The following is a 13,796-nucleotide window of genomic DNA, read 5'->3' on the forward strand; positions in this document are numbered from 1 at the left end:
TGGGCGGGTTTGTTGTTTGCCTTGTATCGAGCCGTGTCAATTCATCGTCGCTTCGCAACGATTGCGATTGGGGCTTGACTTCGGGGCCCTTGCGAGGCCTTCCTCGGCCTTTTAAAGCCGGGATTGTGAAGCCCGGCCGAGTGGTCAAGTTTAAGGCCTCGCACCCAAAGTCAAGCCCCAATCGCCGTCGTGGTTGCGTTACCACCGCTTGATCGACGTCGAGTGCTCACACGCCTCGGCTTCGCCATTGCGCTGGTGCCTGCCTGGGCGCGTCGCGCCGTTCCGCCATGCGCCGCGCGCCTCTCACGACACCCTGTCCAGCGCCGCGCCCCTCGCCACGCCACTCCCTCTCGCGCCGCCCCTCGCGGCACCGGCCACTCGCGCGCCCCACCTCCCCCGGCCCGTCCTCGGCCCGACTCGTCCCGCACGGACTTACCCGGCCCTGCCTCCGGCCGCCCTAGCCTCGCCGCGCCTGGCCCCTCGCCTGCGCGTCCGCCGACCCCGGGATGCCGAAAGGCCCGGCTCGCCGAGGCGAACCGGGCCTTTCGAAGTGGTGCGTCTAGCGGAGTGGACTCAGAAGTCCATGCCGCCGGCGTCCGGCGCGGCCGGCGCGGCGTTCTTCTCCGGCTTGTCCGCGACGACCGCTTCGGTCGTCAGGAACAGCGCGGCGATGGACGCGGCGTTCTGCAGCGCGGAGCGCGTGACCTTGGCCGGGTCGATGATGCCCGCGGCGACCAGGTCCTTGTACTCGCCGGTCGCGGCGTCCAGGCCCTCGCCCGCGGGGAGGGACTTGACGCGCTCGACCACGACGCCACCCTCGAGACCGGCGTTGACCGCGATCTGCTTGAGGGGAGCCTCGACGGCGACCTTGACGATGTTGGCACCGGTGGCCTCGTCGCCCGTGAGCTTCAGGCCCGCGAAGGCAGCCTCGGCGGCCTGCAGCAGCGCGACGCCACCACCCGCGACGATGCCCTCTTCGACGGCCGCCTTCGCGTTGCGAACGGCGTCCTCGATGCGGTGCTTGCGCTCCTTGAGCTCGACCTCGGTGGCCGCGCCCGCCTTGATGACGGCGACGCCGCCGGCGAGCTTCGCGAGGCGCTCCTGGAGCTTCTCGCGGTCGTAGTCGGAGTCCGACTTCTCGATCTCGGCGCGGATCTGGTTGACGCGACCCTGGATCTGGTCGGCGTCGCCCGAGCCCTCGACGATGGTCGTCTCGTCCTTGGTGACGACGACCTTGCGGGCCTTGCCCAGCAGCGAGATGTCGGCGTTCTCCAGCTTCAGGCCGACGTCCTCGGTGATGACCTGGCCACCGGTGAGGGTGGCGATGTCCTGGAGGATGGCCTTGCGGCGGTCACCGAAGCCAGGCGCCTTGACGGCGACGGACTTGAAGGTGCCACGGATCTTGTTCACGACCAGGGTCGCGAGGGCCTCGCCCTCGACGTCCTCGGAGATGATGAGGAGCGGCTTGCCGCCCTGCATGACCTTCTCGAGGAGCGGGAGCAGGTCCTTGACCGTGGAGATCTTGGAGCCGAACAGCAGGATGTACGGGTCCTCGAGGACCGCTTCCTGACGCTCGGGGTCGGTCACGAAGTAACCGGAGATGTAACCCTTGTCGAAGCGCATGCCTTCGGTGAGCTCGAGCTCGAGACCGAGGGTGTTGCTCTCCTCGACGGTGATGACGCCTTCCTTGCCGACCTTGTCCATCGCCTCGGCGATGAGCTCGCCGATCGTGGGGTCAGCAGCGGAGATGGACGCGGTAGCAGCGATCTGCTCCTTCGTCTCGATCTCCTTGGCGGCCTTCAGCAGCTGCTCGGCGACGGCCTCGACGGCCTGCTCGATGCCGCGCTTGAGGCCCAGCGGGTTGGCGCCGGCCGCGACGTTGCGCAGACCTTCGCGAACCAGGGCCTGGGCGAGGACGGTCGCGGTCGTGGTGCCGTCACCAGCGACGTCGTCCGTCTTCTTCGCGACCTCCTTGACCAGCTCGGCCCCGATCTTCTCCCACGGGTCCTCGAGCTCGATCTCCTTCGCGATGGAGACGCCGTCGTTCGTGATCGTCGGCGCACCCCACTTCTTCTCGAGCACGACGTTGCGGCCCTTCGGGCCGAGCGTCACCTTGACGGCGTCAGCGAGGGTGTTCATACCCCGCTCGAGACCGCGGCGGGCGTCCTCGTCGAACGCAATCATCTTGGCCATTGCGGTGTGTTCCTCCGCCTTTGTGGATTCTGGGCCACTGCGAGCCGGCAGAGCCCGCAGCGGAACACGATGCGAGTGGCCAGGATCGGTGCCCGCGACGGACGACCCCGGAGGGCCTCACCTGTCCTAGCTCACTTCCTTTGGCACTCGACTCTGCCGAGTGCTAGTTCGTGTTTAGCACTCGGGCACGGCGAGTGCAAGCGACCCGGGCGGACTCCCAGGCGACTCTCAGCGTGATGTGCGCACCGGCACAGAGGTCGGCAGCGGCCTGTTCGTGGTGGTCTCGTCACCGAAGTTCAGCGACGGCGCCGAGCTCGTCTTCGGCTGCCGCGCGGGCTCGTCGCCGGGCGAGAGGATCACCACCACGATGATGATCACCACGATGGCCACCGCGGCCGCGATGACCGGCGCGAACCAGGCCGGCCGCTCCTTCTTGCGGGACGACGTGAACGCGCTCGCGCCCACCTGGTTCGGCGGGCGCAGCCGGACCGGGTCCTGCAGCGGCTGCTGGTAGCCGCCCTGGAACTGGCCCTGCTGCGCGGGCATCGGACCGGACACCGGCGTTTGAGCGGGGAACGAGCCGGACTGCGGCCCGAGTTGAGCGGGAGCCGAGCCCTGCGCGACCCCGGCGAGAGCGACGCGGGCGGCGGCGATCAGCTCGGCGCAGCTCGCGTAGCGCTGCGACGGGTCCTTCGAGGTGCCCTTGCGGATCACGTCGTCGATGGCCGGCGGCAACGCTACGAGCTGCGACAGCGCGGGCACGACGGTGCTGAGGTGGCCCGCGATGACCTCCTGCACGCCGCCCTGGAACGGCGGGCGGCCGGACAGGCAGGCGAAGAGCATGCACGCGAGCGCGTACTGGTCGGTGCGGCCGTCGACGGGCTCGCCGCGCAGGTGTTCCGGCGCCGCGTAGGTCGGCGAGCCGAGGAAATCACCCGTTCGAGTGCGGTGGCCGGTGGCGCCGCGGCGGGTCAGGCCGAAGTCGGCCACGTAGACGTGCTCGCGCACGCCCTCCTTCTGCGTCACCAGCACGTTCGCCGGCTTCACGTCGAGGTGCACGAGGCCCTTGCCGTGCAGCATGTCGAGCGCGTCGGCGGCCTGGCCGAGCAGCGTCAGGGCGCGCGCGGGCGTGAGCGGGCCCTCCTTGATGTGGACGGCGAGGTCCTTGCCGTCCACCAGCCGCATCGCGATGTAGAGCAGGCCGTCGACCTCGTCGAAGTCGTACAGCGGCACGATGTTGGCGTGGTCGATCGCCGAGGTGTTGCGCGCCTCGTCGACGAACCGCTCGCGGAACTCCGCGTCGGGCGCCAGGTGCTCACCGATGACCTTCAGCGCGACCTTGCGGCCCAGCCGCACGTCCGTGGCCCGGTACGTCACGCTCATGCCACCGCGGCCGAGCACTCCGTCGATCCGGTAATGCGCGATTCGCCGTCCGCTCAGGTCCTCCGACACGCGAGGCAGCCTAACGTCCGGCGAGATCGGCTTGCCCGGGGTTCGTCCAAGCTGTGATCGAAGAGGCTCCTAGCCGGCTCGGCGGACGTCCGATGCCTGGCTGCGCCCATCGCGTCCGGCCTGGACCTCGAACTCCACCCGGTCGCCTTCGGAGAGCGTCCGGAAGCCTTCCATCTGGATCGCCGAGTAGTGCACGAACACGTCGGGCCCGCCATCGGTTGCGATGAAGCCGTATCCCTTTTCGGAGTTGAACCACTTGACGGTACCGAGAGCCAAGACGTCCTCCTTCAGATCACGCATCTCACGCAAAGCGCAGAGAGCAACGCTAAAAGAAGAAATCTCACTCGGATACCTCCTTACGGAGTCATGAACGAGGGCTGACTCCGTTGGCGCGCAACCAGGTGGTGAGTCGGCGGGGTCCCCTCGCCTGGGTCAGCACGGCGCCCGGACCAGCGAAGTCGAACACCAGCCCCTCACCCGTCTGAATGGATTGCACGCCATCGGGTACCGAGGGCCGAAGTCGGCATTGCACGGTGTCCGCGAACGCCACGACGTGGTCGCTGCTGATGGTCACCGCCTCGCCGGCTTCGAGCGTCACGAGGTCGAGCGCGCCGTAGCAGGCGAGCACCACCGAGCCCTGGCCCTGCGCGTAGTTCAGGAAGCCCTCGCCGCCGCCGAAGATGGCCTGCATGGGCGGCGCCTCCGGGTTCATCGCCACCGTGCTGCTCGACGCGATCCAGCTGTGCCGGGCGAGGCACCAGCCGTGCGTCCCGTCGAGCTCGACCTGGTGCAGGTCCCCCGGCAGCACGGGCGCCGCGTCGAGCCAGCCGCCCTCCGCTCCCGCCGTGCACAGCGCGACGGCCTTGGCGCCCGCGCCCTTCACCTCGACCCCGAGGCCGTAGCTGGTGGCCGCGATGGTCAGGGGGTCGGCCAGCACCGCCTCGCCGGGCGCGAGGACGAGTCTCGCCACGCCGAACGTCGGGGTGTGCCTGGTCCGGACCTGCACGAACAACACCTCCGGGAGAAACGGGGCAATGCGATCGTCACGACCGGCGCGACGTTGGCAGTATGCAGTCGTGCCTCCCACCACTGTCGCCGAACACCGCCAGCGCGTCGCGGACCTGGTCGGGGCGATGCCCGTGTTGCAGCTCCCGCTCGAGGAGTGCCTCGGGCTCGTGCTCGCCACCGACGTCATCGCGCCGCTGGACCTGCCGCCGTTCGACAACTCCGCGATGGACGGGTACGCCGTGCGGGCCGCCGACCTGGCCGGCGACCTCCCGGTCCGGCTCCCGGTCGCCGACGACATCCCCGCGGGCCGCACCGAGCTGTCCCCGCTGGCGGCGGGCACGGTGCAGCGGATCATGACCGGCGCGCCCGTGCCGCCCGGTGCGGACGCGGTGGTCCAGGTCGAGTGGACCGACGGCGGCACGGAGACCGTGACGATCGACCGGGCCGTGCAGCCCGGCCAGAACATCCGCACCGGCGGCGACGACGTCCGCAAGGGCGACCCGGTGCTGGCCGCGGGCACCGTGCTGCGGCCGTCCACGCTGGGCCTCGCCTCGGCACTGGGGCTGCCCGAGCTGCCCGTGCGCCGCCGCCCCCGCGTGCTGGTCCTGTCCACCGGCTCCGAGCTCGTCGAACCGGGCCGGCCGCTGGAGCTCGGCCAGATCTACGAGTCGAACGGCATGATGCTGGCCTCGTCCGTGCGGGACGCGGGCGGCGTGGCGATCCAGCTGCGGTTCGTGCCGGACGACGTCGACGCGTTCCACGACGCCCTGAAGCCGTACCTGGGCGCGGTGGACGTGATCATGACGTCGGGCGGGGTCAGCGCGGGCGCGTACGAGGTGGTCAAGGACGCCCTCGCGGACCACGACGTGCAGTTCACGAAGGTCGCGATGCAGCCGGGCGGGCCGCAGGGCTCCGGCCGGTACGAGGGTGTGCCGGTGCTGTCGCTGCCGGGCAACCCCGTGAGCGCGCAGGTGTCGTTCGAGGTGTTCGTGCGTCCTGCGCTGATGGCGTCCATGGGTCACACGCAGCCCGAACGTCGCACGGCGCGTGCGCGGGTCACGAGTGCTCTGACGTCTCCCGCGGGCAAGACGCAGTTCCGGCGCGGGCTGCACGACCCGTCCTCCGGCGAGGTCGTGACGCCGGTCGGCGGTCCCGGTTCGCACCTGCTGTCGGCTCTCGCGCTGTCCAACTGCCTGATCGAGGTGCCCGAGGACGTCACCGAACTGCCTGCGGGCGCCGAGGTGACCGTGAGATACCTGCAGTAGGAGCGGAACGATCTGGGGGAAGCAGGACATGAGAGCGGCGCTGGCGTTGGTGATGCTCGCCGGGTTCTTCGTGCTCGCGGTGGGCATCGTGGCGGGGCTGGGGATCCTCGCGTACGTCCTGTTCGAGCGCGGCCAGACCGGGGGCGGCTGGTGGCTCGTGGCGCTGGCGGTCTTCGTGGGCGCACCACTGATGTACGCGGTGGTCGTGGCGATCTGGGCGCGCCCACGGGCGGAGGGCGTGCCGTTGGGGCGCGCGGAGCACCCGGAGCTGTGGCGGCACGTGGACGAGCTCGCGGCGATCGCGGGCGCCCGCAGCCCCGACGAGATCCACCTGGTCGACAAGGCCAACGCGGGTGTGTGGGAGCGCGGCGGCACGCGCTACATGGAGCTCGGCCTGCCGTGGGTCGCCGGGATGACGATCGGCGAGCTGCGGTCGGTGCTCGCGCACGAGCTCGGGCACTACGGCGGCGGGCACACGCGGCTGTCCGCGCTCACCGCTCGCGCGCAGACCGCGCTGGGGCTCGTGTCGCGGACCGACACCGCGTTCGTCGGCGTCCTCTGGGCGTGGGCGAGGCTGTACGCGCTGGCCGCGGCCTCGGAGAGCCGCAAGCACGAGCGGTTCGCCGACGAGGTGTCGGTGGCGGCGGCCGGGCGCGAGGCGTCGATGCGGTCGTTGCTGCGCGGTGGCCCGCTGGGCGTGGCGTGGCAGGACTACAAGCGCTGGTACGTGTCGATGGCCGTGCTCGCCGGGCGCACGCCGCCGTTGCTGGAGGGCTTCCGCGCCTACCTCGACCACCCGCGCCGCGTGCACCAGCTGCGCGAGATCGAACCGCTGCTGGCCGCGCAGGAGCCGACGTCGGTGTTCGACAGCCACCCGCCGATCAGGGAGCGGGTCGCGACGATCGGACGGACCTCCCCGGTCAGCGGCGGTGTCGCGGAGGCGGTCGACGAGCGGTCCTCGTGGCCGTTGCTCGACGGCCTGCCGCCCGAGCAGGTCGCGGCGCTGGTCGAGGTGCAGGGGCCCCCGATCGCCTGGGAGGAGCTCGCCCGGTTGGCCGGGCCGGTGCTCGTGCGCCGGAATGCCGACGTGCTGCGGCACGCGGGCCGGGTCAGCAAGGTCGGGGAGACGGTCGCCGACGTGCTCAGGGCGTTGGAGGGCGCGCAGCTGCACAAGCTGACCGGGGCGCCCGTGGACGCCTCGCTGACCCGGGCGGAGGTGCACGACGCCGCGGTCGAGACCGTGACGGAACTGCTCGGGTGCATGGTCGCTGACGTGCTCGTATCCACCGGCCGCGCTCAGCTGGAACTCAACTGGGGCGGCCTGTTCGTGCTGCGGACGGCCGACGGAGCTGCGGTCTACCCGGACGACCTGGTCGCGCCCGCCGTGCGCGACGCCAACCAGGTCGCCGACGTGCGGCGCAGGCTGCAGACCCTCGGCGTCGACGGACTGTGACGGAACGCTCACCGAGCGCCGTTGTTCACCCCATGTGACGGGGATTACACTGCCTGCAGGCGCCGGTCGGCCCGCGCATTCGTCGGGGGATGCACGGGCCGACCGGCCACTTGTCTTCCCGGCCGTCCCGGTGGGCGGTTTGCGGTGTTGCCGTAGCGTGATGACGCCAGACACATCCCCCGACGCTACGGAACCCACAGACACGATGAGCAGCGAGAAGCCCGTCTCCCACTTCCTCGAACTCGCGCGCGGCATGGTGCCGCCGATGCACCCGGCAGGGCGCCCGTTCGTCGCCGGTGCGGCGATCGCGACCCTCCTCGTCCGGCTGCGCTTCAAGCGCCTGGGCGTCGTACTCGCGCTGGTCACGGCGTGGGTGGCGTGGTTCTTCCGCGAGCCGAAGCGCGTGACGCCGACCCGTCCGAACCTCGCCGTGGCCCCGGCCGACGGCACGGTCTCGCACGTCGTCGACGCCGTCCCGCCGGCCGAGCTCGGCCTCGGTTCCCAGCCGATGACGCGCGTCAGCGTGTTCCTCTCGGTCTTCGACGTGCACGTGCAGCGCGTGCCCGCGGACGGCGAGGTCGTCCAGGTCTCGTACCACCCCGGCAAGTTCCTCTCGGCCGACCTCGACAAGGCCTCCGAGGAGAACGAGCGCAACACCGTGTGGCTGCGCACCGTCGACGGCCACGACCTCGTCGTCGTGCAGATCGCCGGCCTGGTCGCGCGCCGCATCGTGTGCGAGGTCGCCGAGGGCGAGAAGGTCGCCGCCGGTCAGACCTACGGCCTGATCCGCTTCGGTTCGCGCGTGGACCTCTACGTGCCGCGCGGCAGCCGCGTCCTGGTCGAGGCCGGCCAGCGCACCATCGGCGGGGAGACCGTTCTCGCCGAACTCCCGGAGGCGTAAGTGGCACCCAGCGGGCCCGGCGTTCGCCTGCTGCCGAACGCGATCACGGTCCTCGCCATGTGCTCGGGCCTGTCCGCCGTGCACTTCGCGAACGTCGGCATGTGGGGCGCGGCCATCGCGTCGATCGCGGCAGCGGCCGTGTTCGACGGCCTGGACGGCCGCATCGCCCGCCTGCTGGACGCGACGTCCAAGATGGGCGCGGAGCTCGACTCGCTGGCCGACGCCATCTCGTTCGGCGTCGCGCCCGCCCTCGCGATCTACCTCTGGAAGTTCGAGGGCAACCGCGCGGGCTGGGTCATCGCGCTGATCTTCGCGGTCTGCATGGTGGTCCGCCTGGCGCGCTTCAACACGTTGCTGGAGAAGGAACAGCCGCCGTTCGCGAAGGAGTTCTTCGTCGGCGTCCCGGCTCCCGCAGGCGGGTTGTTGCTGCTGCTGCCCCTGATCATCGAGGAGCAGGTCCGCGGCGACGGCTGGTGGAACAACTCCTACGTCGTCGCGGCGTGGACCGTCCTGGTCGCGATGCTGCTGGTCTCCCGCATCCCGACCCTGTCGGTGAAGACGGTGAAGGTGCCGCCGCGCGCGGTCGCGCCGTTGCTCGTCGGCGTCGGCCTGCTCGCGGCCGCGGTGATCACCTACCCGCTGGTGGCGCTGATCATCGCGATGGTCGTGTACCTGGCGCACCTGCCGTACTCGGTGCGGCGGTACGTGTGGCTGTCCAAGCACCCGGAGGCGTGGACCGTCACGGGTGCCGACCGCCGGGCGATCAAGCGGGCGCACGGGGTGGCGGCGCGGCGGCTCGGGCTGCGGCAGCCGTTGCACGGGCGGGTGGCCGGTGCGGCCATGCGCGCGGTGCGGCGGCCCCGGCGTGACGCGTCGGCCGCGGCCGCGACGGAGGGCACGGTCAACGGCCGTCGCCGGTCGTGGCGGCAGCTGGGGTTGAGGCGCCAGCAAAAGCCTTGAGCTGAAACGGGAACGGGCCGGACACGTCGATCGTGTCCGGCCCGTTCCCGTTTCCGCGTGGGATCAGGTGCGGATGGCCTGGGCCACGATCTGTTGCTCCGAGAGCACTCCGGCGTAGACGCGCACGTCGTCGATCCCGCCCTTCCAGAACGACCCCGCGGCGGTGGCCGGCGAGAGCCTGCCGAACTCCACAGTGGACCCGGTCTCCGCCGACCCGCCCGTGAACGGGACCGACGTGACGTAGATGGCGTTGAAGTACAGCCGGACCTCGGCCTTGGCCTTGTCGTGCACGGCCGTCAGGTAGGTCCACTCCTGCAGCTCCGCGCGGTAGGCGGTCCTCACGGTGGTGCCGCCGAACACGAACTCCCACTTCTTCGAGGCTCCGCTGTACCTCAGGTCCAGCAGCGAGGAGCCGTCGCGCACCAGGCTCACGACCGTGCGGTCCTTGCCGTCGTGCGCGTCGGTGTCCAGCCGGGCCCACGCGGAGATCGAGAAGGAGCGGTCCGTGCGGATCCCCGGCGCGGCGCCCGAGACGTAGGCCTCACCGTCCTGCTCCTGGCCCGACTCGTCCGGTCCGTTGAGCCGCAACGACGTGTCGTCACCGTCGACCTCCCAGCCGGTCTTGCCGCTGAGGGGCGCGACCGTGCCGGTGACCTCGTCCTGGGTGCCGGCACCCGTGCCCTCGTTGAACCGGTGGTGGCCGCGGAGGCTCGCCTGCCCGGCCAGCTGCCTGACCTCGTCCTCGTTCACCGTGCGCGCGTAAACCTTGAGCTCGTCGACCGCGCCGGGCGCACCGCCGACCTCCGCGCCGTTCCACCGGTGCCGTCCCACCAGCAGCTGCGACGCCTGCCAGCCGTCCACCCCGGTGACCTGTCCCTGCCGGACGCCGTCGACGTAGAGGGTGAGGGTCCGGGTGGTGAACTCGTAGGTGCCGGCCAGGTGCGTCCAGACGCCGGTCTCCGCCTGCGCCTGCGAGTGGGCCACCCGCAGACCGGTCCTGTCCGGAGTCGTCATGCCGAACGCCCACCGCCCCGCGGCGGCGTCGAAGTAGAGCCCGGCGCTGAACGCGGTGCCGTCCCCCGCGGCGACGACGGCGCGATCGGCACCGCCGTCGTCCACCTTCGCCCACGCCGACAGCGAGAAGTTCTTCGACGTGTCGGCCGGGACCGTTCCGCTGAGGTGGTCCTGCGGGTCACCCAGCCCGGCGGCCCTGCCCGTGTACCCGGCCGAGGCCAGGTCCGGGTCGCCGTGCGACGTCAGGGCGTTGTTCCCGTCGGCGTCGGCCAGCGTGCCGTCCAACGCCCAGTGCGCCGCGGGATGTCCAGTCGAGGAAGCCAGCGTCGTTGGTGAACGAGTAGACGTACTTCAGCACGTCGTAGTCCGCGTCCAGCTCGAACGCGCCCGCCACGCCGACACCGCCACCGGGCTGCGACGGCGGGTACTTCTGGGAACTCACCCGAGGCGCGGGCGCGGGATCAGCCGCGGCGTGCGCGACCGGTGCGGTGAGACTGGCCGCGACGGCCAGCACGAGAGAAAACGCGGCCATGCGAAAGCCGCGCGCCGGTTTGTGGCGCATGAACGGTGACCCCCAGGTCTCGTCACGACCGGGCCCCCAGCCCGGATCGCCACCACCGTAACCTCCGAGACGACGATCGAGGTACTCCGTTCAGGGCGTCACGAGCGCTCGACGTCGATGAACTCCCCGATCGAAGATCCCTCGTCCTCCAGGACCGCGACGATCCAGGCGCGTGCCTCGGGCGGGGACACCTTCCAGTGCCACTCCAGGGCTTTGACCGCGGTCCGCTCCCGCTCCCGCCGCCCCGGCAGGCTCAAGGCACCCGAGAACCCGTGGACGGCGTCCGCGAGCAGGTGGATCCTGCCGACGAAGTCGTCGCCTCCCACGTGCGGGAGCACCTTCCTCCTGGACGCCGTCGTCCTGATCTCCAGCACCGCCGCACCCGTCAGCGTCGCGAGCGCCCACGCCGCGCCCCGCCTCTTCCCCATCACGTCCCCTCCCCGCGTTCTCGCGCATTCTCCTGGCGAACGCGGGGACCGGGGAGGAACTAGAGTCGGCGGCGTGATCACGCTGACGGCTCGCCTGTCCCCGTCCGCTCTGGACACCCGGCGCGGCGTCGTCCGCCTCCACCCCGAGGTGCTCGACGCCCTGGGACTGCGCGCCTGGGACGCCGTGAAGCTGACCGGCGCCCGCGTGAGCGCCGCCCTGGCCGCGTCCGGCGAGCAGCCGCCCGGTGTCGTGCTGGTCGACGACGTGACGCTCACGAACCTCGGCGTGGTCGAGGGCTCCGAGATCGTGGTGGCGCCGGTGCAGGTGTCGGCGGCCCGTTCGATCACCGTCGCGGGCTCCCGCCTCGCCACCACGGCCCTGACGCCCGAGCACGTGCGGATGGCGTTGACGGGCAAGGTGCTCACCGTCGGCGACAACGTCTCGCTGCTCCCGCAGGACCTCGCGCCGCCGCCCGGCGCGAACGTCTCGGAGACGCGCCGCAAGCTGTCCAACGCCATCGGCATGACGTGGACCAACGAGCTCATCACCATCACCTCGACCGACCCGGCAGGCCCCGTGGCCGTGCAGCCGTCGAGCGTCGTGGGCTGGCGCTCGGCGCAGGCACCGGCCGCCGAGGTGACGCCGGTCGTGGTGCAGGAGAAGCACGACGCGCTCCCGGTCACCGACCTCGTCGGCCAGCGCGAGCAGGCCCGCCGCCTGGCCGAGTGGCTGGAACTGATGTTCCGCCAGCCCGACCTGCTCACGAAACTGGGCGCCGCGGCCCGCCTCGCCGCGATGGTGAGCGGCCCGGAAGGCGTGGGCAAGGCGACGCTGGTGCGCGCGGTGGCCCACTCCCTCGACGCGTCGATCGTCGAGCTGGCCGCCCCGAGCATCGCCGTCCTGGAGCCGGGCGCGATGGCCAAGCAGCTGGGTGACGCCATCGCGGGCGTCCCGGAACAGCCGACGGTCCTGCTCATCACCGACATCGACGCCCTGCTCCCGACGGCCCCGCCGCCGGTGGCCACGGTCGTCCTGGACATGCTCCGCACGGCGATCTCCCGCCCGAACCTCGCGCTGGTGGTCACCTCGGCCCGCGCCGAGTCGGTCGACGCCCGCCTGCGCGCCCCCGACCTCGTCGACCGCGAGCTGACGCTCCCCCTCCCGGACACGGCGGGCCGCACCGAACTGCTGCGCGTGCTGCTCCGCGACGTCCCACTGGAGTCCGATGTGGACTTCGGCGAGGTGGCCGCCCGCACCCCGGGCTTCGTGGCGGCGGACCTCTGCGCCCTCCGCCGCGAAGCAGCCGTGCGAGCAGCACTGCGCCAACGCGAGGTCGCAGAACCGCGCGTGGGCCAGGAAGACCTGCTGGGCGCCCTGAACACGGTCCGCCCGATCTCCATGTCCGCCTCGGACACCGTCCAGACCGGCGGCCTCACGCTGGACGACGTGGGCGACATGAAGGAGGTCAAGCAGGCCCTCACCGAAGCAGCCCTCTGGCCCCTGCGCTACCCGGACTCCTTCGCCCGCTTGGGCGTGGAACCCCCGAGGGGCGTCCTGCTCTACGGCCCGCCGGGATGCGGCAAGACGTTCCTGGTCCGCGCCCTGGCAGGCTCGGGCCAGCTGAACGTCCTGACCGTCAAGGGCGCCGAACTGATGGACAAGTTCGTCGGCGAGTCGGAACGAGCGGTCCGAGAACTCTTCCGCCGAGCAGCGGACGCGGCCCCGGCCCTGGTCTTCCTGGACGAGGTGGACGCCCTGGCCCCACGCCGAGGCCAGTCCTCGGACTCGGGCGTGGCAGACAGGGTGGTAGCCGCCCTCCTCACCGAACTGGACGGCGTGGAACCCCTCCGCGACGTGGTGGTGGTAGCAGCCACCAACCGCCCAGAGCTGATCGACCCGGCACTGCTCCGCCCAGGCCGCCTGGAGCGCCTCGTCTACGTGCCGCCACCGGACACGGAAGCCCGCACCGAAATCCTGAAGGCCTCCTCCCGCAACACCCCGCTGGCAGGCGACGTGGACCTGGCCACGCTGGCAGGCGAACTGGAGATGTACTCGGCGGCAGACTGCGCAGCCCTGGTGCGCGAGGCGGCGCTGACGGCGATGCGGGAGTCACTGGAGGCGGCGGAGGTGACGCAGGCGCACCTGGCCAAGGCACGCGACGTGGTGCGCCCGTCGCTGGACCCGGCACAGCTGGTTTCGCTGGCGGCTTACGCGGCACGAAGGGCGATCTGACGCAGGCAGGCGGCGGGCAGCAGGAAGACGTGCTGGGCGAGCTGGGCTGGTTGGGGCTGGGCGAGACAGGCTGAGCGGGCTGGGCATGGCGGCTGCGCGAGGCGGCAGGCGACCTGGCTGGCGGGCGGCAGCGGCGAGCGGGCGGCAGCAGCAGGCGGAGGCTGCGGGTTGCGGCGGGTTGCAGAGCAGGCCCGATCCCCCGCGATGCCGAAGGCGAGCCGTCCTTACCAAACGGCTTCGGCGGGGGGGTCCCATCACGAGTCGCGCCATAGCACTTGCTGCACCTGAGGGGTGAGGTCAAGTCGACACGCTTTTCGTCGACTTGAC

Annotated in this window: 12 protein-coding genes; 5 read left to right on the forward strand and 7 right to left on the reverse strand. The window is 71.3% G+C overall.

Features of this window, described 5'->3' with window-relative positions; translation table 11 throughout:
- Nucleotides 1-573: 573 nt before the first annotated feature.
- The 4 genes from groL to ABZX02_RS41415 all read right to left on the reverse strand — a co-directional run bounded on the left by groL (nt 574) and on the right by ABZX02_RS41415 (nt 4,651).
- On the reverse strand, nt 574-2,193 hold the full coding sequence (gene groL, locus ABZX02_RS41400) for a chaperonin GroEL (RefSeq protein ID WP_285642802.1): 1,620 nt from the start codon (nt 2,191-2,193) through the stop codon (nt 574-576).
- A gap of 228 nt (nt 2,194-2,421) precedes the next feature.
- Nucleotides 2,422-3,645, reverse strand: coding sequence for a protein kinase (locus tag ABZX02_RS41405; protein WP_355307176.1), 1,224 nt, complete (start codon nt 3,643-3,645; stop codon nt 2,422-2,424).
- 69 nt (nt 3,646-3,714) lie between these two features.
- On the reverse strand, nt 3,715-3,921 hold the full coding sequence (locus ABZX02_RS41410; protein ID WP_030470913.1) for a cold-shock protein: 207 nt from the start codon (nt 3,919-3,921) through the stop codon (nt 3,715-3,717).
- Nucleotides 3,922-4,009: 88 nt separating this feature from the next.
- Nucleotides 4,010-4,651 carry an AIM24 family protein gene (locus ABZX02_RS41415; RefSeq protein ID WP_355307178.1) on the reverse strand — a complete coding sequence of 214 codons (642 nt, stop codon included), beginning with the start codon at nt 4,649-4,651 and terminating at the stop codon, nt 4,010-4,012.
- A gap of 28 nt (nt 4,652-4,679) precedes the next feature.
- On the opposite strand from ABZX02_RS41415, the gene glp reads away from it, so the two are divergent.
- The 4 genes from glp (at nt 4,680) to pssA (ending at nt 9,232) form a co-directional block, all read left to right on the forward strand.
- Nucleotides 4,680-5,918: a gephyrin-like molybdotransferase Glp gene (gene glp, locus ABZX02_RS41420; RefSeq protein WP_355307179.1), complete on the forward strand. Its 1,239-nt coding sequence runs from the start codon at nt 4,680-4,682 to the stop codon at nt 5,916-5,918.
- Nucleotides 5,919-5,946: 28 nt separating this feature from the next.
- Entirely contained in the window at nt 5,947-7,371 is a 1,425-nt protein-coding gene (locus ABZX02_RS41425) for a M48 family metallopeptidase (protein WP_355307181.1), read from the forward strand.
- A gap of 205 nt (nt 7,372-7,576) precedes the next feature.
- On the forward strand, nt 7,577-8,272 hold the full coding sequence (locus ABZX02_RS41430; protein ID WP_191303803.1) for a phosphatidylserine decarboxylase: 696 nt from the start codon (nt 7,577-7,579) through the stop codon (nt 8,270-8,272).
- On the forward strand, nt 8,273-9,232 hold the full coding sequence (gene pssA, locus ABZX02_RS41435; protein WP_355307182.1) for a CDP-diacylglycerol--serine O-phosphatidyltransferase: 960 nt from the start codon (nt 8,273-8,275) through the stop codon (nt 9,230-9,232).
- Nucleotides 9,233-9,295: 63 nt separating this feature from the next.
- Here pssA and ABZX02_RS41440 read toward each other — a convergent pair whose 3' ends face one another.
- From ABZX02_RS41440 to ABZX02_RS41450, 3 genes are all read right to left on the reverse strand, one after another.
- Nucleotides 9,296-10,531, reverse strand: coding sequence for a LamG domain-containing protein (locus ABZX02_RS41440; protein ID WP_355307184.1), 1,236 nt, complete (start codon nt 10,529-10,531; stop codon nt 9,296-9,298).
- On the reverse strand, nt 10,425-10,808 hold the full coding sequence (locus ABZX02_RS41445) for a hypothetical protein (protein WP_355307185.1): 384 nt from the start codon (nt 10,806-10,808) through the stop codon (nt 10,425-10,427). The genes ABZX02_RS41440 and ABZX02_RS41445 overlap by 107 nt, the downstream gene beginning before the upstream one ends.
- 98 nt (nt 10,809-10,906) lie before the next feature.
- Nucleotides 10,907-11,236, reverse strand: a complete 330-nt coding sequence (locus tag ABZX02_RS41450) for a hypothetical protein (protein ID WP_355307187.1) — start codon at nt 11,234-11,236, stop codon at nt 10,907-10,909.
- A 73-nt stretch (nt 11,237-11,309) separates the two neighbouring features.
- Here ABZX02_RS41450 and ABZX02_RS41455 point away from each other — a divergent pair, with 73 nt between their 5' ends.
- Nucleotides 11,310-13,469 (forward strand): AAA family ATPase, encoded by a 2,160-nt coding sequence (locus tag ABZX02_RS41455; protein WP_355307188.1) that lies wholly within the window; start codon nt 11,310-11,312, stop codon nt 13,467-13,469.
- Nucleotides 13,470-13,796: the final 327 nt, after the last annotated feature.

The organism is Lentzea sp. NPDC003310, assembly GCF_040610935.1.
Classification (GTDB): Bacteria; Actinomycetota; Actinomycetes; order Mycobacteriales; family Pseudonocardiaceae; genus Lentzea.